The following is a 23883-nucleotide window of genomic DNA, read 5'->3' as shown; positions in this document are numbered from 1 at the left end:
ACAAATAATCTACTAGCGTTCATCGAGTCGCGACAATAAATAGTCGCGGAAACGGCAACAGCACCGAACCGTCCGCCAGCGCCGGATACGCCTTCGCGACCTCCGCCAGATACTGCGCCAGATAATCCGCTCGCTCCGCTTCCGTCAGCGGACTGAGGAACGGAATCAGACCGCTGCCCTTGAACCACTCGACAACGCCGGAAGCCCCGCCCGCCAACTGATGGTGATACGTCGTGCGCCACACATCGACCCGCGCGCAATGCGGCCGCAACATCGAGAAATAGTCACGGGCATCCGCCATCTCGGTCCGCTGCCCCGCCGCGTCCGCCAGTTTGCTGACCCACGGCCCGTTGGCCGCCACTTCACGCATCAACCGATGGGACGGCTCGTTGAGGTTGTCCGGCATCTGAATCGCCAGACTGCCGCCCTGCGCCAACTTGCCCGCCAGCGCCGGCAGCAACGTCGCGTGATCCGGCACCCACTGCAAAACCGCGTTGGCAAAGATCACATCGAATGGCCCTGCATCCGCCCATTTATCGATGTCCGCCACCGCGAACTGCAACTGCGGCAGACGCTTGCGCGCGGCATCGATCATGTCCGCAGAACTGTCGAGCCCCTGCACTTTCGCCCCCGGAAAACGCTCCACCAACAACTCGGTCGAATTGCCGGGGCCACATCCGATATCGACCACAGAACGTGCCTCGGGCGTGGGAATCGCCGCCAGCAAGTCGCGGGCCGGGCGGGTGCGTTCATCTTCGAAAGTGACGTATTGCTTGGCGGACCAGGTCATTGCGTTCTCCTGTCAGGACTTTTGCAGTGGTTCGCTACGATACATCGACTCCCTGTGCATTCCCTATCCGACTTAAGACGTGACGGCGGCAAGCACCTTTTTCGCGGACTTCGCTTGCATAAAAAAACCGGCCGATGGCCGGTTTTTTGGAAAGTCCCACACTAGTCGTAATAGCCCACGGTCTTCTTCAACTGATCTGAATACTCGTAGATATCATCCACGGAATTAATGGGATGGCGAGTTTCGTTTTTCTCCTCGTCGAAAATGCCAATGTACTTCTGCGAACGGTTGAAATGCAGGCGGCAAATCGGCTTTCGGTTGTTATCGTCCAGCAGGATGCCAAAGTAGCTCTGTGTATCGCGCTGAACGATTCGTTTGGCATCGACCACAGATCGAACCAATGCACGAACAATGTGATACCCCTCCAGTTCCTCCAGAGTAGTCAAAACCTTATCGTCGGACTCGTCACGGGGATCTACCGGATCCGTCCCTCCAGACGCGGCCGGAATAGACGCTAGCGCCGGCTGGATCGCACCACTCATGGCCGACTTGAGGCGGTCATTGATCTGGTCATTGAGAAATTGAACGACCGCTTTTCTCGTCAGTTCGTGAAACTGATCCCGCACCTTCTGCGTAATGACTCCGTCGTAGACTCGCGAAGCAAACACTTTGACGAAATCGTCATCCGGCTTGCTGACTTGCGAGGCGATAACTTTTTTGATCTGGCTGACGTACTTCAGCTCACCCGCCGCGTTGATGATCGAATCAACGTCGAACGCAGACTTTGTAAGTTTGATGAGCTCTGGCACCGAATACTCATCGATATCCAGAAGGTCCAGTTCAAGGAAGGGTTTTTCATCCATTTTGTTCGGCGCATCCAGGTCAGTGAAGAACTTGTAGACCTGGCCGTTGGTGAGGATGGAGATTCGAGCGCTGGTTACGTGGAAATAACGGAACAGCTGCGAGGCGTGATTGATGTGCAGTGGCTCGCCGATTTTCTTGCACTCGATGAGGATCTGCACTTCGCCCTCTTTCATGATGGCGTAATCGATTTTTTCGCCCTTCTTCGTACCGATATCGCAAACAAATTCCGGCGTCACCTCTGTCGGGTCGAACACGTCGTAACCCAGAACAGTACTGATGAAAGGCATGACAAACGCATTTTTTGTCGCTTCTTCCGTCTGGATTGCAGCGCTCTGCAACCGGACTTTGGCGGCAAGACTGGCTAACTTTTCGAAGAATTCCATGAGCGGCCTCTGACTGGGTTTCTATCCGTGCACTCGCATGCTGGCAAATTGACTGCCATTTCATCCTAGACGCAAACCCATACAAAGAAAGTTCCCACTTCCAAAAGTGTTCAAAACCGTGACCTGGAACAGTCAAGTTTCAAAGACCGCAAGTCTCTGTAAGTAGAATTTTCCGCCCCCCTCCGATGTCTGAATTTCAAGCGCCCCCCACAAGGAACACAACCATGAAATTCGCAAAAATCTCCCAGAAGCTCGCCCTCTGGGCCGGCAGCCCCAAGACGTTCATGGGGGCGTTGATTCTGATCGGGCTCTGGGGGTTGAGCGGGCCGATTTTCGATTACAACGATACCTGGCAACTGATCATCAACACCTCGACCACGATCATCACGTTCCTGATGGTGTTCCTGATCCAGAACACCCAGAACCGCGACACCGACATCCTGCATTTGAAACTTGATGAACTGCTGCGGGTGAACAAGGAGGCACAGAACGCAATGCTCGGGCTGGAGTCGCTGGATCTCAAGCAGTTGGAGGCGCTGCGTCGGCATTACCGGGCGATGGGTGAGAATGAGGTGTTTGACCTGGAAGGTCTGGGAGATAAGAGCAAGCCGAAGCAGGATCTGAATGAATGCTGACAGGCAAAAAAAACGGCGCAAAAAAAGCGCCGTTTTCATTGCTGCGGATTCAGCGACTGGCCTGAAGGGCTCGGGCCATTTCCAGATGACTCTGCAGTTTTGGCAGGGTCTCGTCGGCAAACGCCTTGATCTCCGGCACGTCGGTGGTCTGAGCCTCCTGCTGGATCTGCTGAATGGCCTCTTCCGTGGCTTTGACCTGGCTGGCGGCGTAGGCCTGATCGAAGCTGGCGCCTTCTTTAACTTCGGGCATCAGCGCTTTGGCTTTGTCGGCAACTTCTTCGCGGGGCGCCACCGGCAGGTCCAGTTTCTTGGCGATTTTCGCCAGATGCTGGTTGGCGGTGGTGCGGTCGTTGATGACGACGATGGTGTAATCCTTGACCTCTTTGGACTCGGCCTTGCTGTGCGCCAGACGACTGGCCTCGATGTCGGCCATGCCTTTGGCCGAGGCCTCATTGATGAAGTCGGCGGGCGACTGGGCAAACGCGCTGCTGGCGAAAAACCCCAGCAGGCTGACAAAACTGATGTGGCGTACTCGGGTGGCCATCCGGCTCATGGTCGCGCCCTCCTTCTTTGCAGATTCAAGCGGGAGCTTGCGCCCCCGCCTCTCAATCAAAACAACCTTCACCGACTACTTCGACTTTTGAGCAGGCTTGCGGCCCATCTCGGTTTTAGGCTCTTTGTCGACCGTCGTGGTGGTGGTTTTCCCACCTTTGCGACCGGCTTCAGACGCCTTGGTCTTATCGTTGGCGAAGTTTCCCGAGTTCGAGTTTCTTGAATTAGGCATGATTCTCTACCCCTTGGTATTTGATCGCGGCGAGCAGGTGCCCGCCTAGATTGAGAATTTCCTGACCGCCAAAGGTTTAGAAAAGTTGCCGTCGCCGCGACGAACGGTGAGCTGCCAGTCAGTGGTCCAGCGCCCGATGATTCAAACGTTTGGCGGCGTACATGGCCTGGTCGGCGTGGCGGAACAGTTGCTGTTCCTCACGTCCGTGCTCGGGATACCGCGCCACACCGATGCTCGGTTCGATGTGCAGGTTGTGCCCGTCCAGGCGCAGGGGTTGCACCAATACCTGTCGGATCTTTTCCGCCACGCTGTCGGCATCGTCGGCGGCGTGGACGCTGTGCAGCAGCACCACGAATTCGTCGCCACCGATTCGCGCCACGGTGTCGGTCTCGCGCACGCAGCCCTTGAGCCGGTTGGCCACCGCCTGTAACAGCATGTCGCCGACCGTGTGTCCGAAGGTGTCGTTGACCTGTTTGAAGCGGTCCAGATCGACGTACAGCAGCGCCATGTGCCCGGACTGTTCCCGCGCATGGTTCAGGGCAGCCTTGAGGCGTTCGCGCAGCAGCTCACGGTTGGGTAACTGGGTCAGTTGATCGTATTGCGCCATGCGCCGCAGGCGGGCGTGCAGTTGTTGGCGTTCAATGGCGGTGGCGACCTGGGCACAGACGTATTGCAACAGTTCCTTGTCGCGTTCGGTGTAGCGCTCGCCGCCGGGCAGGCTTTTGACGATCAGCGCGCCAATGGTGCGGTCTTTCGAGCTCAGCGGTACGCCGAGCCAGCACGGCGATTGCTGCCCGGCCACCAGCGCGGCGAACTCCGGCGGCGCGTGGGGGCAATCCGGGGTCAGGAGGATTGGCTGGCGGCTGCGGATCACCTCCGCACACAGACGCCCGGTGACTGTCCCGGGTTGCTCCGGTTGCAACTCGTCATCGTCAACGTGATAGGGGAAATTCAGCTGCGCGCAATGTTCGTCGTACAGCGCCACGGAGAAATTCAGCGCCGGCAGCCACTCGCCAATAATCATGTGAATGCGCTTGAACAGCGCCAGCAGATCCTCCGCCGCATGGGCCGCTTCGGAGATGGCGTACAGCGCCGCCTGACGCGACTCGGCCAGTTTGCGCTCGGTGATGTCCCGGGCCACGGCGATGCGCAGTTGGTCGACCTCCGACCAGCGCGCCGACCACAGGATATGCACGACGCTGCCGTCCTTGCGTACATAACGGTTTTCAAAATTGTGCTTGGGTTCGCCGCCCATGATGTCGCTCGCGGCAGCCAGGGTGCGCTCACGGTCGGCCGGGTAGACGTAGTCGATCATCGACTGGCCGATCAGCTCGTCAGGCGTGTAGCCGAGAATCCGCTCGCAGGCTGCGCTGACAAAAACGAAACGGCCCTGCTTGTCCACGGCACAGACGGCGTCCAGCAACAGATCGATGTAACTCGCCAACGGCGCGGAGTTTCGGCTTTCCATGGTTCAGAAAAGGTGTCCGGACAATGCAGCACTGTTCAACCATCCGTGACCTCGAACTCGCATCCCAGCGAATGTTTTCAAGCCTTGTTCGGCATCAACCCTGGCAGCGCATGCACCAGCGCGTTGATGGCAAAACCGATGAACATGATCCCGCACAACCGGGTGATCGCCAGTTCATGACGCTGGTACAACGTACGCACCTGCCGCGCCCCGACGATGCCAATGAGGATAGCGTAGGCGAGCAATCCGCCGAGGAAGCTCAAGGTGATCAGCATCGGCAGCATCGACCAGTTGAGCAATTCGGCGCGGCTCGACAGCAGCGCGGTGAAGGTCGCCACCGCCACCGGGTAGGCCTTGGGGTTGGTCAGGCCGAACAGGATGCCGTGCCAGAACGGCTGACGCGCCGCGCCCTGGGGTTGATCGCCGTTGCTGCGTTTGGCCCGCACCGCACGCCAGCCGAGCCAGAACAGGTACAGGCCGCTGAGTACGCCGAGTACATCGAATGCGGTGCTGCCGATTTCCCGGGCGCCGACAATCGCGATCAGCGCGGTGCTGCACCAGATCACATCGCCCAGCAGGTGCCCGCACAGAAACCCCGCCCCGGCCCGTCGTCCTCGCGCGGCGCCGATACCGAACACCGCCAGCACGCCCGGCCCCGGTGTAATGCCGTAAATGAAACCCGAGGCCAGCACGGCCATTAGCAACGATGGAGTCATGGAAAACCTGCAAGTCCCGGAAAACGTGGCCGCCAGTCTATCCCAGCAGTTTGTGAATATTCACGACTCGTTGAAAAAACCCATGCCCGCGTAGGGCTTTTGCCGACACGCGGCCAGTCGCGAGGCCAGATCGCCGACGTGGGCTTCGAGCTTGTGACCGTCCGGGTCGAGGAAGTAGAACGACGCGCCTTCGCTGCGGTTGTCGCGCCATTCCTGCACGTTGGCGGCGCGCAGCTGTTGCACGAACCGCGGGAAATCCGCCGCGCCAATGCTGAAGGCGTAGTGGGTGTAGTCGGCGGCGGGCTCGGGATGGCGCTTCGGATCGAGGGACAGGCACAACCACAGGCCCGGGAGCGACAGGTAGGCACCGGCGTCCCACGTGGCCTCGACTCGCAGCTGCAACACGTCGCGGTAGAACGCGAGGCTGCGGTCCAGGTCGGTGACGGCGAGGGTCAGGTGGTTGAGGCCGGTGAGCATCGGTCAGTAACCTCTGAGGTCTTCGGGAATGGTGTATTGCTTGCCGTCGTAGGTCAGGGTGATTTGGGTTTTCTTCAGTGGGGAATCCCGGGAAACGCACTCCTTGCCGGCCTTGACGGTTTTCATCGCCGTGCCGCTTGAGGTGACGATCAGGTCGGAATAACCATTGTGGCTGGTCGGGCCGATTTCCACGGTTCGGCGAATTTGCTGACCTTCACCCACACAGTTTTCCAGCCACTCACCGTTGTTTTTGTAGACCACCAGGCCATCAAGTACCGGGCGCAGTTTATTACCCTCGCGCACATAAAGTGTCAGGTCGGTTTTTTCGTAGGGAATGGCGCTTGAATTGTGCGAGAACTTTGACCGCAGCCCGAACGCGCGAACATCCGGGGCCAGCCGATAGCGAGCGGTATCGACCAGCAGATCGGTGAAACGAATGGCATCGGAATTGTAGGCACCGGGTTTCGCATACGTCGCCAGCGTCTTCCAGTTGCTGGTGTCGATGATCGCCAGATCCAGATCAAACACACCGGCATCGTCACTACCAGCATCCGGCACGTAGGTGGATTTGAGGGCAATCGCCTGATCCTTGAACGCCGGCCATGCCTTGCAGCGGGCCAATGACTGGTCGTCGTAATCCTTGGTGACGCAGGAAACCTGGGCATGGGCTGGAGCGGTGATGGCCAGCAAGCCGAGGGCGATGAAAAGTCGGGTTGGGATGAGCATTGTTCTTCCTTGAAATAAGTCGCGTTGGCTCTGTATCACTCGATGGCTTTGAAACCTTTAGGCAGGACGTAGGATTTTCCGTCGTAGTGAAGGGTTGTCAGTTCAGGGCTGCTGACGCTGATTTTGTCTTCACAAGTATCGCCTTCGACGACATTGGTCGTCCCTGTCGTCTTGGTTTTGATGATCAGATCGGCATAACCATGGGAGCTGGTCTTGGCAATTTCTACCGTTCTGGTCGTCTCATATCGCTCGCCGGCGCAATCACCGTCCCATTCACCGCCGTACTCATAAACCACTAATTGACTGAGCACGGGACGTAACTTATCGCCCTCTCTCACATAAAGAGAGAGGTGCGTTTCTTCAAGCGGGTTGAGGCGAGAGGCATTGGTGAATTGCACGCGAACGCCAAACGCCCGTACTTCTGGGGTTAGTTTGTAGCGCGCGGTATCGAGCGAGAGATCTCGCAATGCCACCCCACCCGAGAAGAAAGCGGAGGGTTGGTGATAAGTGGCAACCGGTTTTGTTTGGTCGCTTTTCAAGACAGATAAAATGAAATCATAGGTGCCGCTCGTGTCGGTGGCACCCGGCACGGAGCTACGCTCAAATTTCGCATTCGCGCTGATGTTCAACCCCGGGTAAGCGGGCCACTCCTTGCACACGGAGAAATCCAGATCACCCGCCACCGGCGCAGGCACACAATCAGCCAACACCTGCCCCGCCATCAGCGCCCCACAAAGCGCCAGCCCCACAACAACCCCAGACTTCACTGTCACGCCCCGCTCCTTGATGTTTTTCAGCCGCGCACTATCCCCTGCTCAATTCGGCGATTCAACCCATCGGTTGTCCGGATCACTGACCAGTGGAACTGGTCTGATTCTGTATGACACTGTAGTGTCCCGTATTACAAACCACTACGCCGAGATCGCCATGTCAGTCATGTCTCTACGTCTTCCAGATGAACTGGCGGACACCCTCGCCACGCTCGCCAAAGCCACCGGACGCAGCAAGTCTTACCTGGCGGTCGATGCCCTTCGCGAGTACATCGCGCGCGAAGCCTGGCAGATCGAAGAAATACAGAAAGCGCTGAACGAAGCCGATGCAGGGGATTTCGCTTCCGCCGAAGACGTCAGGGAAATCGCAAACAAATGGAGCGCCAATGCACGTTGATTGGCTGAAGACTGCATTAAGAAATCTCGATGACGAAGCGGCTTACATCGCGAGAGAGAACCCCAAGGCAGCCGCCGAATTTGTTCACGACATGCTTGCCACTGTCGATCAACTCGCACAATTTCCAGCCGTGGGGCGTGAGGGCCGCTTGCCCGGAACCCGGGAATGGGTTGTGCCAGACCGTCCTTACCTGATCCCTTACCGCGTTCGCCACGGCCGTTTACAAGTGTTGCGGATTTTCCATACCCGTCGCCTGCCGCCCACTGCCTGGATATGACGAATCAAAGCCCTGCCAGAGTCCCTGCTATCCCCTGCTCAATCCGCCGATTCAACCAGTTCAACGCCTGATCCCCACCCCGCCGCTTGTGCCACGCCGACACAAAGGTGAACGGTGCAATTTCAAACGGTGGCGGTACGACGATCAGCGATTGGTCATCCACCTCATTCAACGCCCGCGAAGCGACGGTCAGGATCAGGTCCGTGCCGCTGATGAAACGTGGCGCAGCGCTCCAGTGCGGCAGGCTGATGGCGACGCGGCGGCGTTCGCGCAGGGCAGTCAGGGTGCGTTCGATTTCCGGGGTGCCGCTGCCGCGCATTTCCAGCAAGACATGGGGACGGGAGAGATAGGTTGGCAGGTCGAGCTGGCCGTCGGCCGGCAGGCTGTGGCGATCCAGCAAACACACGTAGCGCTCCTCGAACAGCGGCGTGCTACGCAGTTCGCCGGGCAATTCGGGGAGCACGCCGGCGGCGAGGTCGATGTCGCCGTTGAGCAGGCCTTCGACCATGCCTTCGCGGCTGGCATGGCTGATTTGCAGATCGATGCCCGGCGCTTCCGCGCGCAGAGTGCGAATCAGCCCGGGCAGGATGATCGCCGCGCCGTAGTCCGACATCGCGAGGCGAAAGGTCCGACGGGCGCTGGCAGGATCGAAGGTGTTCGGCGCCAGCAGCGATTGCACCTGGGCCAGAATTTCGGCCAGCGGCGCCGCCAGCTCCAGCGCCCGCGCGGTGGGCACCAGCCCCGAACCGGCACGCACCAACAATGGATCACCGAGCAAGTCGCGCAGACGCGCCAACGCGTGGCTGACCGCCGGTTGACTCAGGTGCAGGCGCTCGGCAGCGCGGGTCACGTGTTGTTCACCGAGCAAGGCGTCGAGGATCACCAGCAGATTGAGGTCGATGCGGCGCAGATCATTCATTCGATGCATGTTCCGAATACCAAAACAGAATTTAAATCTGCGCGACGAATACCCTAGAGTCCAGCAAAACCTTGCCGGAGAACGATCATGGGAACGATGCAGTGGGTCGGTTTGCTGCTATTGGCGGTATTTGCCGGAGCGGTGGTGCCGTTTCAAAGTGCGATCAATATCAATCTGGCGCGGGGGTTGGGGCATCCGCTGTGGGCGACGTTCACCTCGCTGGTGGTGAGCGTGCTGGTGTTGTTGCCGGTGATTATCGTCCTGCGCTTGCCACTGCCGTCGTTGGCCCCGCTCGGCAAGCTGCCGCTGTGGATGTGGACCGGCGGGGCGTTCGGGGTGTGCTTCGTCGCATTGGCGGTGGTGTTGCTGCCGAAGCTGGGGGCTTCGGGATTTCTGGCGCTGGCCCTGGCCGGGCAAATGATCACGTCAATCGTGCTGGATCACTTCGGCCTGTTCGGGCTGGTGGAGAAGCACCTGACATTGCCGCGCCTGTTCGGCGCAGTCTTGTTGATGGCGGGAGTGGCGTTGATCCAGTTCTCCCCGACACTGGAAAAGAGCGCCACAGCCGTTGGATAAGGGTTCAAGCGTAGGCTCTCCAGCACCGGACTTGTCGGGCATTTCATCGCCTCACAGCCCGGCAAGGCTTCGCCCTACAAGCAAATCTCCAACAGCCGTCAATGCTATCGGACGCAGCCTATTCTGACCCTGCATAGCTCTCTGTAAAGTCTGGCAACACACACAATTTGCAACACCCCATGGATTGCCCTGCTCAAGGAGAGCTGCCTATGAATCACCTGTCGGAATCCGCCAACACTTTCTCCAATTACCGCAAGGTCATCGCTTTGGCAGACCACGATTGGGAGGCTGCGGAAGCTGGAAAAATCGCCGCCCTCAACGTCGAGGTCACAGGCTGTAATCACTTGCTCGATCAGCACGGGCGCCAGTTCCATCATTTCTGCACCACCTCCTATCTGGGCCTCGATCACCACCCCGCGCTGCTTGAGGGGGCCATCACGGCGCTGCGTGAAACCGGTACGTTGCGCGTTGCCAACTCGAAAAACCGCTGCAAGCTGGCGCTGCTCGAGCAATACGAAAGCGAGTTGTCGCAATTGTTTGGCGCGGTGTGTCTGACCACTCTGTCCTGCAGCGCCGCGAGCGCCGGTATCCTGCCACTGCTGGCCAGTGGCGTGTTCACCCAGAACCGCCCGCCGGTGATGGTGTTTGATCGCCTGGCCCATTACTCGATGAATCACCTGAAGGCCAGTTGCGCCGACGAGACCCAGGTATTGACCTGCCCCCACAACGACATGGATTTTCTCGAATCGGTGTGCCAGCGCCACTCCACCGTCGCCTACATCGCCGACGGCGCCTACAGCATGGGGGGCGTCGCCAATCTGGACGGTCTGTTGTATCTGAAGGAGCGTTACGGCCTGTTCCTTTATCTGGATGATTCTCATGCGTTGTCAGCGGTCGGCAGCAACGGCGCAGGTCTTGTTCGACCAAGAATGCCGGCGCTGGAGGAGGACTGCCTGATCGTCGCTTCGCTGGCCAAATCGTTCGGGGCAAGCGGCGGTCTGGTCATGCTCGGCAATCCGCGACAGAAGAAACTGATCCAGCGTTACGGCGGCCCGAGCAACTGGTCGCAAAGTCTCAATTGCGCGGCCATCGGTGCGGGCCTGGCGTCGATCCAGGTGCATCGCAGCGCAGAACTGAGGGCACTGCAGGTTCGGCTCCAGGCCAACATCCACCTGTTCGACAGCCTCTTGAGCACCGAGCAGCACGGCAGCTCCATGGCCATCCGTTTGATCAACTGCGGCGAGGCCGCCCTGGCCACGCAAATCGCCGTTGAACTGGCCGAACACGGTTTTTTCACCAGCGCCGTGTTTTTCCCGGTGGTAGCCCAGGGCAAAGCCGCGATCCGCGTGACCCTGCGCGCCGACATGGAATCGACCCTGATCCACCGCTTTTGTGATTTGATCACCGGTCTGTTAATGACGCGCGGTCACCCTCGCCACCGCTGAACCTTTACGGACGACTCATGAACCCCAGCCTCATCCTGCTCATCACTTGCTCCACCGTGTTCCTCGCCCAGTTGGGCATGAGCATTTATCTGCCGGCGCTGCCACAGATCGCCGGGCATTTGCGGGTCGATGCATCGCAAGTGGCCTGGGGTTTGTCGCTGTACCTGATCGGCATGGCGCTGCCGATGCTGCTGTGGGGCAGTCTGGCCCAGCGCATCGGCCGCAAACCGGTGCTGCTGGCGGCATTGGGAATTTATGGCGTGGCGAATCTGGCACTGCCGCTGGGTGCGACGCTGGAGTCGTTCCTGCTGCTGCGACTGCTTCAGGGGATCGGCGCCAGCGGCATTTCGGTGATGGCGCGGGTGCTGATTCGTGACAGCTTTCGGGGGGATCTGCTGGCGAAGGCGTTGTCGTGGATTTCGATTTCATTCGTTGTCGCGCTCGGGATCGGGCAATACGCCGGTTCGCTCATTCAGGTGACGCTGGGCTGGCAGGCGATCTTTTATCTGCTGGGCGCGGTCAGTCTGTTGATGGCCGCGATAGTCTCGCGCCTGAGTTTCCCGAAACTCGTCGAAGCGCCCACAACCGCTTCACCCTGGGCGGTCTATCGAACGATCCTGATCCATCGGGCGTTTCTGCTGTCGGCGCTTGCGGGCGGTCTGGGTTATGGCGTGATCATCGCATTTAACAGCGCTGCGCCGTTGATTCTGCAAGGCCCGTTCAACTGGTCGGCGACTGAATATGGGTTGCTGGGCTGGCCGATCAGCGCCGCATATTTTCTGGGGGCGCTGGCGGTCAATCGCTTTGTACTGCGTATCGGTCAGCACCGGTTGATGACACTGGGGGTCGCGTTGGTGATGGCCGGCACTGGCGTGATGCTGGCTGGCAGTCTGTTGGCCAGCTCGATGGCCTGGCTGCTTTGGCTGCCTTATTGCGTTGCCGTGTTCGGCCAGTCGCTGAACTATCCGATCAGCCTGTCACGGGCCAACGATGGCGCGCCGATTGCCGGCGCCTACGCGATGGCCCTGAGCGGGTTCATTCACCAATTGATGGCGGCGCTGATCGGCGCCGTGGCCAGCCTGTTCGCCAGTCCGCAAGCGTGGCCGCTGTCGTTGCTGTGCTGCATTCTAGCGTTGGGCGCGCTGCTCTGTACGAGAGGCACGCCCGTTCGCCTGCCCGCTTAAAACGCGCTGCGAAAAATCTCCTCGATCTGCCGTTGATCCGCCGCCCGCGGATTGGTGAAGCCGCAGGCGTCTTTCAGGGCGTTGGCGGCGAGCACCGGGATGTCGGTGCATTTGGCGCCCAGATCACGCAGGCCACCGGGAATCTCCACGTCCCTGGCCAGGCAACGAATCGCATCGATCGCGGCTTTGGCGCCCTCCTCCGGGCTGAAACCACGAATGTCGGCGCCCATGGCGTGGGCCACGTCGGTCAGACGATCGGCGCAGACCTGCGCGTTGAATGTCTGCACATGCGGCAGCAATACCGCGTTGCACACCCCGTGAGGCAGATCATAGAAACCGCCCAACTGGTGCGCCATCGCATGCACGTAGCCGAGGGACGCATTGTTGAACGCCATGCCCGCGAGGAACTGCGCGTAGGCCATGTTTTCCCGCGCGGCCAGGTCGCTGCCATCGCGAACGGCCAGGCGCAGGTTGTTGCTGATCAGGGTCATTGCCTTCAGCGCGCAGGCGTCGGTGATCGGGTTGGCAGCGGTGGAGACGTAGGCTTCGATCGCGTGGGTCAGCGCGTCCATGCCGGTGGCGGCGGTCAGGCTTTTCGGCATGGCGACCATCAGTGCCGGGTCGTTGACCGACAGCAGCGGCGTGACGTTGCGGTCGACGATGGCCATTTTCACGTGGCGGGTTTCGTCGGTGATGATGCAGAACCGGGTCATCTCGCTGGCGGTGCCGGCGGTGGTGTTGATGGCGATCAGCGGCAGTTGTGGCTTGGTCGATTGATCGACGCCTTCGTAGTCGCGGATCTGCCCGCCGTTGGTGGCACACAACGCAATGCCCTTGGCGCAGTCGTGGGGCGAACCGCCGCCCAACGACACCACGAAGTCGCAGCGACTGTCCTTGAGCAGCGCCAGCCCCGCCTCGACGTTGACGATGCTCGGGTTGGGTTTAGCGCCGTCGAAGATCACCGAATCGATGTCCTGCATCGCCAGTTTCTCGGCAATCATCGTCGCCACCCCGGCCTTGGCCAGCCCGGCGTCGGTGACGATCAGCGCCTTGCGAAAACCGTAGTTGCGGATCGCGTTCATGGCGTCGTCAAGGCAGCCGCTGCCCATGATGTTTACGGCGGGAATGAAAAAGGTGCTGCTCATGGCGCGTCTCCTGACTGGAGCCGAATTGACTCGTGCAATTCGGCGGATGCACACAGGATCGACCGATCGGTCACGGCGGATGTTGATCTGGCTCAATGCCCGCTCGTGATAAAGTCGCCGTCCATCTGCCCCTTTGTTTTGAGACGTGCCCTGCAATGACCGATTTTCTGGATGTCGACGCCACCCTCGAAGACTGGAACGCGTTGCGCGCCACCACTGACTTCAGCGGTCTGTTGCTGGGCAACGGCGCCAGTCGTGCAGTGTGGGACGATTTCGGCTACGACTCGCTGTTCGAAAATGCCCGCACGGTGGAAGAAAAGCCCCTGAGCCCGTCGGAACTGAGCGTGTTCGACGCCCTGCAAACGCGCAGTTTCGAGCAGGTGCTCGGCGCGCTGAAAACCACCAGTCGGGTCAACAAGGCGCTGGCCGTCAGCTCGGCCGCGCCGCGCAACCGCTACTACGCGATCAAGGAAGCGCTGATCAACACGGTGCACGCGGTGCACATCCCGTGGCGGCTGATCGAAGCCTCGACCCTGACGACCCTGAACAGCGAACTGGCGCGTTATCGCACGGTGTTCACCACCAATTACGATTTGCTCAATTACTGGGCCCTGCAACATCAGGGCGAGGCGATCGACGACCTGTTCAACGGCCCGGATGCGAGTTTCGATCTGTGCGACAGCAGCACGGACAAACCGCGTCTGCTGTACCTGCACGGTGGCCTGCATCTGGTGCGCAACCAGGACGGCACCGCGCGCAAACTGACCGCCACCGAGGGCACGCTGCTCGGCAGCTTCGCGATCAACAACACGATCAAGACGCTCGACGACGTGCCGCTGTTCGTCAATGAAGGACCGAGCGCCGACAAGCTCAAAACCATCCGCAGTTCCGATTACCTGTCGTTCTGCTACGACCAGTTACTCGGTCACGGCGACAATCTGTGCATCTTCGGCCACGCCCTCGGCGAGCAGGACAGCCACCTCGTGCGCGCTCTGCGCCTGGCGAAACCGAAGACCGTGGCGATCTCGATCTACCCGCGCAGCGCGGCGTTCATCCAGCATCAGAAGCGTCACTACGCCAAGGTGTTCGAGGGCACGGGCGTCGAGTTGCGGTTTTTTGATTCCAAGAGCCATGCGCTGGGCCATCCGAAGCTGTCGGTGCCGGTCGAGGTCTGATCACTCCTCGCCGCTGTGCACCACCACCAGCAACTGCGCCTGCACCTCGCCCACTGAACGGATGCGGTGGGGTTTCTGCGCATTGAAGTGCAGCGCATCGCCCCGCTCCAGCAGCACCCGTTCGTTCACGAAGTCCACTTCGACCTGGCCTTCGTGGACGAACAGAAATTCCTCGCCCAAGTGTTCCTTGAAAGTCTTGTCGGTGAATTCGCTCGGCGGATAAATGATGAACGGCAGTAGGCTGCGTTCGCTGACCTGATGGGCCAGCACCGCATAACCGGGGCTGTGGTCGTTGGCCGCCAGCGACTGGCGTTCGTGGCTGCGCACCAGGCTGTAGCTGTCGAGGCTGACGTTGTCTTCGGAGAACAGCTCCTCGACTTTCACGTTCAGCGCCTTGGCCAGTTTCAGCGCAGCGGCAATCGACGGCGTGTTCAACCCGCGCTCGACCTTCGACAGGTAACTCTTGGTCATGCCGGATTTCTCGGCCAGTGCCTCAAGGGTTACGCCAAGTTTTTTTCTCAATAATTTCAAACGGATAGACATGCGAAGCGATTAATCCAGCAAAGGAAAGACGATTTGTCCTTGCCAATGACACAAAGTGTCATATAGCCTCTTAAGTGTCATCCATGGCAACCACCACAGGACACGGATATGGCGAAGACATTAGCACTACCCAAAGACGAACTGGTCAAGCAAGCGCTGACCCAGATGCAAAAAACCCTGGCGGATAATACGTGGACAGACCGGCAAAAGCTGGCCCTGACCTGCCGGATCCTGTTCGAGAACGGCCACGATTCGGGCCTCGCCGGGCAGATCACCGCCCGTGGCCCGCAGCCAGGCACTTACTACACTCAGCAACTGGGACTGGGTTTCGATGAAATCACCGCGAGCAATCTGCTGCTGGTCAACGAAGACCTCGAAGTACTCGAAGGCCACGGCATGGCCAACCCGGCCAACCGTTTCCACAGCTGGGTGTACCGCGCCCGACCGGACGTGAACTGCATCATCCACACCCACCCGACACACATTGCCGCGCTGTCGATGCTGGAAGTGCCGCTGCAGATTTCCCACATGGACCTGTGCCCGCTGTACGACGATTGCGCGTTCCTTGAAGGCTGGCCGGGTGTGCCGGTGGGCAACGAAGAAGGCGAACTGATTGCCGGTGCGTTGGGCGACAAACGGGCGATCCTGCTTTCCCACCATGGTCAGTTGTCCACCGGCACGACCATCGAGGAAGCCTGTGTCATCGCGCAACTGATCGAACGTGCCGCCAAACTGCAACTGCTGGCAATGGCCGCCGGGACGATCAAACCGATCATTCCCGAGCTCGGCCGCGAGGCCCATGACTGGGTGTCGAAACCCAAACGCCACGCCGCGGCCTTCAACTACTACGCCCGGCAGAACCTGCGGCAGCACGCCGATTGCCTGAACTGAACACCTCATCCTTGCGGAGCACTCTCATGTCCAACATTCACGGCATCATCGGCTACACCATCACCCCGTTCGGCGCCAATGGCGAAGGCGTCGACCTGCCGGCCCTCGGCCGCTCCATCGACCGTCTGATCGCCGGCGGCGTCCACGCCATCGCGCCATTGGGCAGCACCGGCGAAGGCGCCTACCTGAGCGATGCGGAGTGGGACCAGGTCGCCGAATTCAGCATCAAGCACGTGGCCAAACGCGTGCCGACCGTGGTCAGCGTGTCCGACCTGACCACCGCCAAAGCGGTGCGCCGCGCACGCTTCGCCGAAGCCCATGGCGCCGACGTGGTGATGGTGCTGCCGACGTCCTACTGGAAACTCACCGAGGCGGAAATCCTCGCCCACTACCGCGCCATCGGCGACAGCATCGGCGTCCCGATCATGCTCTACAACAACCCGGCCACCAGCGGCACCGACATGTCCGTGGAGCTGATCCTGCGCATCGTCAACGGCGTGGAAAACGTGACCATGGTCAAGGAGAGCACCGGCGACATCCAGCGCATGCACAAGCTGCAACTGCTGGGCGAAGGCCGGGTGCCGTTCTACAACGGCTGCAACCCGCTGGCGCTGGAAGCGTTCGCCGCCGGCGCCAAGGGCTGGTGCACGGCGGCACCGAACCTGATCCCGCAACTCAACCTGGATTTGTACGAAGCCACGCTGGCGGGGGATCTCGGCAAGGCGCGGGAGCTGTTCTACCGCCAGTTGCCGCTGCTGGACTTCATCCTCAAGGGCGGCTTGCCGGCGACGATCAAGGCCGGTCTGCGACTGACCGGTCTGGAGGTCGGCGATCCGCGTTTGCCGGTGTTCCCGCTGGCTGAGGCCGGGCGTACGCAATTGCAGGCCTTGCTGAACACCTTGCGTTGAACGAAAAAAATCCCGCCCGGTTTACGCCGGGCGGGATTTATTGTGGCCGTCGATCAGAGGCTGGCGGCGCGCTTCATGGCTTCGCGGTGGAACGGCTGATCCTTGAGAATCTGCGCGATGAACGTGTCGCTGATCAAGCGCATGTGTTCGAACTGACCGCCCGAGGCATTGAATGCGCCGCGCCAGGATTCGGTGTGATTCTTCACGGTGTACACGCCCAGTATCTGCTTGCCATGGCTGAGGCTGAACACCACCGTGCTGTCGAAACTCACCGGCACCGGCACCAGAAACAGAGTGAAGGCGCTCAGAAGCATCTGCGGCTGAATCCCGCCGACATCGCTGTTGGCAATCACCAAAACGTTGTAGCCGTCTTCGCTGCGGCCGGCCTTCACTTCTTCAAAGGTGCCACGCCGACGCAATTCGTCACGCAGCATCCAGCTCGGCATGCCGATCACACTGACGTTGATGGCCGGCAATTGCTGGCTGCTGTAATCGACGTCCGGCGCCTTCAGCGAATGGGTGGCCTGGCAGCCGCCGAGCAGCAGAAGCAAGCCCAGAAGCAGACGTTTGATGAGCATTAGAATTTCCCCGAGAGCATGGCTTTGTAGACGGAGGCGCTGGTGCCGTTCTCTTCACGAATAAACGGTGTGGCGGTGTACAGGTTCGGCATGTCCAGTCGTTGCAGGCCGGGTACTTGCGGATATCTGGCGCGGACCAGCGCGGCGTCGCGTTCGAGATGATCGCTGTGCAGAAACAGGCAGGTGCTGTCGCTGGGGGACACGCAGCCGGCACGGAAGTCACCGATGTAGTAAGCCTTGCCCGCTTCAAGCTGCATGCCGATGGTGAAGTCTTCACGGCTCCAGGACACCGACCTGCCGCGATCGAATCGCACGTTGTAGATCTCGTAGCGACCGGGTTTGAGCGGCATCACGAACAGCGTGCCGATGCCATGACCTGTCTCGCGCACGTCTCGTGCGGTACGGGCATAGAACTCGTTGTGCAGGCGCGCGCTGGCGAATTCGTCACTGCCACGCTTGCGGATCAGCAGCATCTGTTCCTGGGCCGCATAGGATGCTTTTGGCCAGATGCCGACCACACCCACCAGATACGCGGTGCCGGAATCGGCACTCGGTGCGAGTTCATCATCGATTTGGGTCGGGGACAGGCTATAGCAGCCGCTCAAGCCGAGCAGCAGGGTCAGGACAGCGAAAAGGCGGATCATCAGTGGGAAAACTCTGGCGGCAGTTGTTCAAAAATTCCGCGAAAGAGTCATCTCGCGCCCCTTCCTTGGATTGGCGGCGGAGGATAAGCGAAATGATGGCACATAGCCAGAATTCAGTCGCCAAAGATTTGGCGACTGAACGTCATGGGTGATTCAAAGCACCGGCAGGGTTTTGTCCTTGATCACCTTGGACGGCCCGTTGGCCCTGACGCTGGCGATGCCCTTGTCACACGCCGCGTCCGATGAATAGGATTCGCTGCTGCCGATGATCTGGTGATTGGCCGCCTTGAGGTTGAAATAGGGGTGACCGTCCTTCGTCGATTTTTTCTCGTAGCGTTCGTCCAGCGGGCTGTTGGCCTGCACCGAGGCGATGCCGTTTTCGGCAGCCGCGCGGCTGGTGTACAGCTCGCTGGTCAGAATGGTTTCGGCATTCGCCGCTTTCAGCACGAACCGGTACTGGCCGTTGCTGCTTTTGCTCAACTCATACCATCCAGACATGGTGTTTCTCCTTTTCGATGTGTCACAGGGTGATTCTGGTTCCAAGCAATCCGAGGAAACCGGCCAGCCATTTCGGGTGCGCCGGCCAGGCGGGCGCAGTGGCCAGGTTGCCCTGGACATGGCCGTCCGTGACCGGGATGTCGATGTAGGTGCCGCCGGCCAGGCGCACTTCCGGGGCGCAGGCCGGATACGCGCTGCACTCGCGACCTTCGAGAATCCCCGCCGCCGCCAGCAGTTGCGCGCCGTGACAGACGGCGGCAATCGGCTTGCCGGCCTTGTCGAAAGCACGCACCAGTTCGAGGACTTTTTCGTTCAGCCGCAGGTATTCCGGCGCACGCCCGCCGGGCACCAGCAAGGCGTCGTAATCCTTGGCATCGACCTTGGCGAAATCGAAGTTCAGGGCGAACTGGTGACCGGGCTTCTCGCTGTAGGTCTGGTCGCCTTCAAAGTCATGAATTGCGGTGCGCACGGTCTTGCCGGCGGCCTTGTCCGGGCACACGGCATGCACGGTGTGACCGACCATTTGCAGGGCCTGGAACGGCACCATCACTTCGTAGTCTTCGACGTAATCGCCGACCAGCATCAGAATCTTTTTCGCGGCCATGGGCAGGGCTCCTCTGGTGAATGCGCAGGAATATTCACAGTAGCCCAAGGACCGCGATGGCGTTCGCAAACTGTATGGATAACTCTGCGCTCAGCTGTAACAGCCCGACTGCCGTGGTTTGTGGCTAGATGAAGACACCTTCCTGTCATCTTCGAATCTGGTTGCCCTCATGTCTTCGCGCGAAAACACCGGCATGGCCCTCGGCCTGCTCGGCGTGGTGATTTTCAGCCTCACCCTGCCCTTCACCCGCATCGTGGTGCAGGAACTGCACCCGCTGCTCAATGGCCTCGGCCGCGCGTTGTTCGCGGCGATTCCGGCAGCAGCGCTGTTGTTGTGGCGACGGGAAAAGTGGCCGACCTGGAAGCAAGTCAAAGGCCTGAGCCTGGTGATCGCCGGGGTGATTCTAGGTTTCCCGGTGCTGTCGGCGTGGGCCATGCAGACCCTGCCGGCCTCCCATGGCGCGCTGGTCAACGGTTTGCAGCCGTTGTGCGTGGCGCTTTATGCGGCGTGGTTGTCCCATGAACGTCCCTCAAAAGCCTTCTGGGCCTGCGCCGCACTGGGCAGTGCGCTGGTGCTGGGATACGCGCTGTACACCGGTGCCGGCAGCATTCAGGCCGGGGATTTGTTGATGTTGGGTGCGATTGCGGTGGGTGGTCTGGGTTATGCCGAGGGCGGGCGTCTGGCCCGGGAGATGGGCGGCTGGCAGGTGATCTGCTGGGCGCTGGTGCTGTCGACGCCGCTGCTGATCGGCCCGGTGCTGTACCTGGCGTTGCAGCATCAGGGCGCGGTATCGGCAAAAACCTGGTGGGCGTTCGGTTACGTCGCGCTGTTTTCGCAGTTTCTGGGGTTCTTCGCCTGGTACGCCGGGCTGGCCATGGGTGGCATTGCCCGGGTCAGTCAGATCCAGTTGTTGCAGATCTTCTTCACCATCGCGTTTTCCGCGTTGTTCTTCGGGGAACACGTGGAGCCGATCACCTGGCTGTTCGCCTGCGGGGTGATCGCGACAGTGATGCTCGGGCGCAAGACCGCGGTGCGCCCGGCTCAACCGGGCACATTACCGGCCGCGGTTCAGCTCAAGCCTTGAGCTTCAGCAGGCCGTCAGCGAGCAGCAGGGTTTCGAGGCAGTGCTCGCTGATCTGGTAGAACGCCTTCAACTCCTGAATTTTCACCAGCAACTGAGTCGGGTCCACCGGCTCGGCGCGCTTCACCGCCAGAATCATCTTGTTCTTGTTGGTGTGGTCCAGCGAGATGAACTCGAACACCTTGGTCTCGTAACCGCAGGCTTCCAGGAACAGCGCGCGCAGGCTGTCGGTGACCATTTCCGCCTGCTGGCCCAGGTGCAGACCGTATTGCAGCATCGGCTTGAGCAGCGCCGGGCTCTGGATCTGCAAGCGGATCTGTTTGTGGCAGCACGGCGAGCACATGATGATCGAGGCGCCGGAGCGGATGCCGGTGTGGATCGCGTAGTCGGTGGCGATGTCGCAGGCATGCAGGGCGATCATCACGTCCAGCTCGCTCGGCGCCACGCTGCGCACATCACCGCATTTGAACACCAGCCCCGGGTGTTCGAGTTTCTGCGCGGCGGTGTTGCACAGGTTGACCATTTCTTCACGCAACTCGACGCCGGTGACTTCGCCTTCGGCCTTCAGGGTGTTGCGCAAATAGTCATGAATGGCGAACGTCAGATACCCCTTGCCCGAACCGAAATCCGCCACCCGCACCGGTTTGTCCAGGGCCAGCGGCGACGAGGTCAGCGCGTGGCTGAAGACTTCGATGAACTTGTTGATCTGCTTCCACTTGCGCGACATCGCCGGGATCAGCTCGTGCTGGGCGTTGGTCACGCCCAGATCGTTGAGGAACGGCCGGTTCAGATCGAGGAAGCGGTTTTTCTCGCGGTTGTGCTCGGCGGACGGCACTTCACGCAATTGCTGAGGTTTGCTCATGAACAGCGAGCTCTTGCCCTTTTTGCTGTATTCGAGCTGGGCTTCGTCCGTCAGCGCCAGCAAATGCGCATTTTTGAACGCCGCCGGCAGCAGCCCGGCAATCGTCGCCACCGCTTCGTCCAGCGGCAGGTTCTTGGTGATGTCGCGAGTCTTGTAGCGATAAACGAACGACAGGCACGGCTGCGCCTTGACCGTCACCGGTTTGATGATGATCCGCTGCAGATCCGCTTCTTCGCCGACGTACTTGGCCAGCACCAGTTTGATGAAACCATTCAGTTCGAGGCTGGTTTGCAGCAGCTCGATGAACCGGGCGTGGTGATCGGGCGCCGGTTTGGCGGATGCGGAAGGAGCGGTAACGGACATGGGAAAAAGCGGCCTCGGACGGGCAAATCGGGAATGGCCGCTAGTTTAGGGGGGATGGCGTTCGAGGGCACGGCTAATTTCCCGAACGGCTTATCCCAACACCACCAAGCGATTGGGCAACTCATTCCTGACCTGCGTCACCGGCACATGCACCTTGAGCAACTCGCCGCACGCCTCGATACAGGTAACAAAGCCCTGCAACGTCTGCCCCTGCCGCACCTGCTCGGTAAACGCCGCGACAATCGAGTCCCAGCTCTTGTTATCCAGCTTTTTGGAAATCCCTTCGTCCACCAGAATCTCCACATACCGCTCCGCCTCGCAGACGAAAATCAGCATGCCGGTGCTGCCCACCGTGTGATGCAGGTTCTGTTCGAGAAACTGCCGCCGCGCCAGGTTCGAGGCGCGCCAGTGCCGGACGTGGCGCGGGATCAGATGAGTGGTGACCCTGGGCAGGCGAAACACCAGGCACAGCACGACAAAACTGACCCACTGCACCAGCAACAGACTGTGCATGGTCAGCCAGCCGGTCAGGTAATGCACGATCCCCGGCACCACCAGCGCCAGCAGGCTGGCCCACAGCAGCGGGATGTACGCGTAGTCGTCGGCGCGGGCCGCGAGCACCGTCACCAGTTCGGCGTCGGTGTCGCGCTCGACCCGGGCGATGGCCTCGGCGACCTTGCGTTGTTCGTGTTCAGTCAGTAATGCCATGTCGTGAAGTGCCTGCTCATTATTGTTATCACCAGCCGCCGGAGGACCCGCCCCCGCCGAAACTGCCACCGCCGCCGCTGAAGCCCCCGCCGCCTCCGCCGCCGCCAAATCCACCGCCACCAAAGCCGCCCCCTCCTCCGGAGCCGCCCCGGCCGGCGGGAAGGATACCGAGCATCTGGCAGACAAAAACAGTCAGGATGAACAACATCACCAGAAATACGAACAACGCCGGGTGCCGCGAGACGAAATCGTCCGCAGGATCGCCGGCCGATTCATACACCGTGGACGGCTCGTCCAGCGGATTGCCACCCAGCACCACCAGCATCGCCGCGACACCGTCGCTGATGCCCTTGCTGAAATTGCCGGCCTTGAACGACGGCGTGATCACCTGATGAATGATCACCGAGCTCTGGGCGTCGGTCAGCCGGTCCTCCAGCCCGTAGCCGACTTCGATGCGTAATTTGCGCTCGTCCCGGGCGACGATCAACAGGGCGCCGTTGTTCTTGTCCTTCTGGCCGATGCCCCAATGCCGGCCGAGTTCGACGCCATAGTCCTCGATGGTGGCGCCTTGCAGGTTCGGCAGTGTCACCACCACCAACTGTTCGCCGGTCGCCTGTTCGTGGGCTTGCAACTGCTGACTCAGTTGCGCGCGCACTGACGGCTCGATCATCTGCGCCTCGTCCACCACCCGCCCGGTCAGCGCCGGAAAGGTCAACTCGGCCCGGGCGCTGACGGCAAACAGCCACAGCATCAGCACCAGGCCCATCTTCAACACACGCATGGGCATCCCCGGCTCAGAACTTCACTTCCGGGGCCTTGTCCGCGCCGGGGCTGGTGGCTTCGAAGGTCTCGCGTATCGGCAAATTGCTGTACATCACGCTGTGCCACAGACGACCGGGAAAGGTGCGGATCTCGGTGTTGTATTTCTGCACCGCCAGAATGAAATCCCGACGCGCCACGGCGATGCGGTTTTCCGTACCCTCAAGTTGCGATTGCAGGGCGAGGAAGTTCTGGTTGGCTTTCAGGTCCGGATAACGTTCGGACACCACCATCAACCGGCTCAATGCACCGGTCAGCTGATCCTGGGCCTGCTGGAACTGCTTGAGCTTTTCCGGGTTGTCGAGGGTGCTGGCATCGACCTGGATCGACGTCGCCTTGGCCCGGGCCTCGATCACGGCGGTCAGGGTTGCTTCCTCGTGTTTGGCATAGCCCTTCACGGTTTCCACCAGATTGGGGATCAGGTCGGCACGCCGTTGATACTGGTTCTGCACCTGGCCCCAGGCAGCCTTGGCCTGTTCGTCGAGGGTGGGGATGTTGTTGATGCCGCAGGCGGTCAACAACGTGGCCAGCACCAGCAGGGTGGCGACCTGCAAACGCGAGCGGTAGACAGGACTGACATTCATCGGACGGGTGCTCCCTTGCACATTTCATGAATAATGAATCGCGAAACATTCTCAGCCGACGGTTGGGGC

Annotated in this window: 30 protein-coding genes; 10 read left to right on the top strand and 20 right to left on the bottom strand. The window is 60.4% G+C overall.

All coding sequences use genetic code 11. The annotated features are described in order from the left end of the window. Window positions 1-19: 19 nt before the first annotated feature. Together tam and K3819_RS06850 are read right to left on the bottom strand one after the other, a co-directional pair. Window positions 20-790 carry a trans-aconitate 2-methyltransferase gene (tam, locus tag K3819_RS06855; RefSeq protein ID WP_221398896.1) on the bottom strand — a complete coding sequence of 257 codons (771 nt, stop codon included), beginning with the start codon at window positions 788-790 and terminating at the stop codon, window positions 20-22. A gap of 161 nt (window positions 791-951) precedes the next feature. Beyond that, complete coding sequence (locus K3819_RS06850; RefSeq protein ID WP_074691069.1) at window positions 952-2037, bottom strand: type I restriction endonuclease; 1086 nt, start codon at window positions 2035-2037, stop codon at window positions 952-954. Window positions 2038-2261: 224 nt separating this feature from the next. Between K3819_RS06850 and K3819_RS06845 the strand changes: the two genes are divergently transcribed. Further along, window positions 2262-2672 (top strand): low affinity iron permease family protein, encoded by a 411-nt coding sequence (locus K3819_RS06845; protein WP_039772727.1) that lies wholly within the window; start codon window positions 2262-2264, stop codon window positions 2670-2672. A gap of 49 nt (window positions 2673-2721) precedes the next feature. Here K3819_RS06845 and K3819_RS06840 read toward each other — a convergent pair whose 3' ends face one another. The 7 genes from K3819_RS06840 to K3819_RS06810 form a co-directional block, all read right to left on the bottom strand. Beyond that, complete coding sequence (locus K3819_RS06840; RefSeq protein WP_085611638.1) at window positions 2722-3225, bottom strand: DUF4142 domain-containing protein; 504 nt, start codon at window positions 3223-3225, stop codon at window positions 2722-2724. Between the two features lie 75 nt (window positions 3226-3300). Continuing rightward, window positions 3301-3456: a KGG domain-containing protein gene (locus K3819_RS06835; RefSeq protein ID WP_074691067.1), complete on the bottom strand. Its 156-nt coding sequence runs from the start codon at window positions 3454-3456 to the stop codon at window positions 3301-3303. A 118-nt stretch (window positions 3457-3574) separates the two neighbouring features. Continuing rightward, on the bottom strand, window positions 3575-4924 hold the full coding sequence (locus K3819_RS06830; RefSeq protein WP_221398895.1) for a bifunctional diguanylate cyclase/phosphodiesterase: 1350 nt from the start codon (window positions 4922-4924) through the stop codon (window positions 3575-3577). Window positions 4925-5001: 77 nt separating this feature from the next. Beyond that, window positions 5002-5640: a LysE family translocator gene (locus tag K3819_RS06825; protein ID WP_221398894.1), complete on the bottom strand. Its 639-nt coding sequence runs from the start codon at window positions 5638-5640 to the stop codon at window positions 5002-5004. 60 nt (window positions 5641-5700) lie between these two features. After that, complete coding sequence (gene fos / locus K3819_RS06820) at window positions 5701-6117, bottom strand: fosfomycin resistance glutathione transferase (protein ID WP_221398893.1); 417 nt, start codon at window positions 6115-6117, stop codon at window positions 5701-5703. Window positions 6118-6120: 3 nt separating this feature from the next. Continuing rightward, window positions 6121-6843, bottom strand: a complete 723-nt coding sequence (locus tag K3819_RS06815; RefSeq protein WP_221398892.1) for a hypothetical protein — start codon at window positions 6841-6843, stop codon at window positions 6121-6123. A 35-nt stretch (window positions 6844-6878) separates the two neighbouring features. Continuing rightward, window positions 6879-7616 carry a hypothetical protein gene (locus K3819_RS06810; protein ID WP_221398891.1) on the bottom strand — a complete coding sequence of 246 codons (738 nt, stop codon included), beginning with the start codon at window positions 7614-7616 and terminating at the stop codon, window positions 6879-6881. Window positions 7617-7770: 154 nt separating this feature from the next. Here K3819_RS06810 and K3819_RS06805 point away from each other — a divergent pair, with 154 nt between their 5' ends. Beyond that, entirely contained in the window at window positions 7771-8010 is a 240-nt protein-coding gene (locus K3819_RS06805; RefSeq protein WP_221399665.1) for a CopG family ribbon-helix-helix protein, read from the top strand. Next, a complete protein-coding gene (locus K3819_RS06800) occupies window positions 8000-8287 on the top strand; it encodes a type II toxin-antitoxin system RelE/ParE family toxin (RefSeq protein ID WP_221398890.1) in 288 nt (95 codons plus the stop codon). Before K3819_RS06805 ends, K3819_RS06800 begins: the two co-directional genes overlap by 11 nt. A 4-nt stretch (window positions 8288-8291) precedes the next feature. Here K3819_RS06800 and K3819_RS06795 read toward each other — a convergent pair whose 3' ends face one another. Continuing rightward, window positions 8292-9215, bottom strand: coding sequence for a LysR family transcriptional regulator (locus K3819_RS06795; RefSeq protein ID WP_221398889.1), 924 nt, complete (start codon window positions 9213-9215; stop codon window positions 8292-8294). 78 nt (window positions 9216-9293) lie between these two features. Between K3819_RS06795 and K3819_RS06790 the strand changes: the two genes are divergently transcribed. The 3 genes from K3819_RS06790 to K3819_RS06780 all read left to right on the top strand — a co-directional run bounded on the left by K3819_RS06790 (window position 9294) and on the right by K3819_RS06780 (window position 12411). Further along, complete coding sequence (locus K3819_RS06790) at window positions 9294-9782, top strand: DMT family transporter (protein WP_064594046.1); 489 nt, start codon at window positions 9294-9296, stop codon at window positions 9780-9782. Window positions 9783-9991: 209 nt separating this feature from the next. Continuing rightward, window positions 9992-11227 (top strand): aminotransferase class I/II-fold pyridoxal phosphate-dependent enzyme, encoded by a 1236-nt coding sequence (locus tag K3819_RS06785; protein ID WP_085611644.1) that lies wholly within the window; start codon window positions 9992-9994, stop codon window positions 11225-11227. Window positions 11228-11244: 17 nt separating this feature from the next. Further along, on the top strand, window positions 11245-12411 hold the full coding sequence (locus tag K3819_RS06780) for an MFS transporter (RefSeq protein ID WP_221398888.1): 1167 nt from the start codon (window positions 11245-11247) through the stop codon (window positions 12409-12411). On the opposite strand, the gene yiaY is transcribed toward K3819_RS06780, so the two are convergent. Further along, on the bottom strand, window positions 12408-13556 hold the full coding sequence (gene yiaY, locus K3819_RS06775) for an L-threonine dehydrogenase (protein ID WP_221398887.1): 1149 nt from the start codon (window positions 13554-13556) through the stop codon (window positions 12408-12410). The two genes, K3819_RS06780 and yiaY, sit on opposite strands and share 4 nt — an antisense overlap. Before the next feature lie 155 nt (window positions 13557-13711). Between yiaY and K3819_RS06770 the strand changes: the two genes are divergently transcribed. After that, window positions 13712-14731 (top strand): DUF4917 family protein, encoded by a 1020-nt coding sequence (locus K3819_RS06770; protein ID WP_221398886.1) that lies wholly within the window; start codon window positions 13712-13714, stop codon window positions 14729-14731. Here the strand turns inward: K3819_RS06770 and K3819_RS06765 are convergent, their stop codons facing one another. Beyond that, window positions 14732-15274 (bottom strand): helix-turn-helix domain-containing protein, encoded by a 543-nt coding sequence (locus K3819_RS06765; protein ID WP_085611647.1) that lies wholly within the window; start codon window positions 15272-15274, stop codon window positions 14732-14734. A 108-nt stretch (window positions 15275-15382) separates the two neighbouring features. On the opposite strand from K3819_RS06765, the gene K3819_RS06760 reads away from it, so the two are divergent. After that, on the top strand, window positions 15383-16165 hold the full coding sequence (locus K3819_RS06760) for an aldolase (protein WP_064594034.1): 783 nt from the start codon (window positions 15383-15385) through the stop codon (window positions 16163-16165). A gap of 26 nt (window positions 16166-16191) precedes the next feature. Next, the gene (locus tag K3819_RS06755; RefSeq protein WP_085666794.1) at window positions 16192-17073 is read left to right on the top strand and encodes a dihydrodipicolinate synthase family protein; all 882 of its coding nucleotides are present in this window, start codon (window positions 16192-16194) and stop codon (window positions 17071-17073) included. Window positions 17074-17126: 53 nt separating this feature from the next. Here K3819_RS06755 and K3819_RS06750 read toward each other — a convergent pair whose 3' ends face one another. The 4 genes from K3819_RS06750 to K3819_RS06735 all read right to left on the bottom strand — a co-directional run bounded on the left by K3819_RS06750 (window position 17127) and on the right by K3819_RS06735 (window position 19397). Then, window positions 17127-17651: a hypothetical protein gene (locus K3819_RS06750; protein WP_064383015.1), complete on the bottom strand. Its 525-nt coding sequence runs from the start codon at window positions 17649-17651 to the stop codon at window positions 17127-17129. Beyond that, entirely contained in the window at window positions 17651-18295 is a 645-nt protein-coding gene (locus K3819_RS06745) for a hypothetical protein (protein ID WP_085648634.1), read from the bottom strand. Before K3819_RS06745 ends, K3819_RS06750 begins: the two co-directional genes overlap by 1 nt. A 153-nt stretch (window positions 18296-18448) precedes the next feature. Continuing rightward, on the bottom strand, window positions 18449-18793 hold the full coding sequence (locus tag K3819_RS06740) for a YegP family protein (protein WP_221398885.1): 345 nt from the start codon (window positions 18791-18793) through the stop codon (window positions 18449-18451). Between the two features lie 22 nt (window positions 18794-18815). Next, window positions 18816-19397 carry a DJ-1/PfpI family protein gene (locus K3819_RS06735; RefSeq protein WP_064594029.1) on the bottom strand — a complete coding sequence of 194 codons (582 nt, stop codon included), beginning with the start codon at window positions 19395-19397 and terminating at the stop codon, window positions 18816-18818. Between the two features lie 169 nt (window positions 19398-19566). Here K3819_RS06735 and K3819_RS06730 point away from each other — a divergent pair, with 169 nt between their 5' ends. Then, window positions 19567-20481, top strand: a complete 915-nt coding sequence (locus K3819_RS06730) for a DMT family transporter (RefSeq protein WP_221398884.1) — start codon at window positions 19567-19569, stop codon at window positions 20479-20481. Here the strand turns inward: K3819_RS06730 and K3819_RS06725 are convergent. From K3819_RS06725 to K3819_RS06710, 4 genes are all read right to left on the bottom strand, one after another. Then, on the bottom strand, window positions 20471-21703 hold the full coding sequence (locus K3819_RS06725) for an SAM-dependent methyltransferase (RefSeq protein WP_085611653.1): 1233 nt from the start codon (window positions 21701-21703) through the stop codon (window positions 20471-20473). The genes K3819_RS06730 and K3819_RS06725 overlap by 11 nt on opposite strands. A 90-nt stretch (window positions 21704-21793) precedes the next feature. Continuing rightward, window positions 21794-22411 (bottom strand): TPM domain-containing protein, encoded by a 618-nt coding sequence (locus K3819_RS06720; RefSeq protein ID WP_039772747.1) that lies wholly within the window; start codon window positions 22409-22411, stop codon window positions 21794-21796. Between the two features lie 28 nt (window positions 22412-22439). Further along, on the bottom strand, window positions 22440-23192 hold the full coding sequence (locus K3819_RS06715) for a YgcG family protein (protein ID WP_221398883.1): 753 nt from the start codon (window positions 23190-23192) through the stop codon (window positions 22440-22442). A gap of 13 nt (window positions 23193-23205) precedes the next feature. Then, window positions 23206-23814 (bottom strand): LemA family protein, encoded by a 609-nt coding sequence (locus tag K3819_RS06710; protein ID WP_039771481.1) that lies wholly within the window; start codon window positions 23812-23814, stop codon window positions 23206-23208. Between the last annotated feature and the right edge of the window lie 69 nt (window positions 23815-23883).

The organism is Pseudomonas sp. 3-2, assembly GCF_019710535.1.
GTDB classification, from domain to species: Bacteria; Pseudomonadota; Gammaproteobacteria; order Pseudomonadales; family Pseudomonadaceae; genus Aquipseudomonas; species Aquipseudomonas pharyngis.
This window is presented reverse-complemented; position numbering and strand designations above follow the sequence as displayed.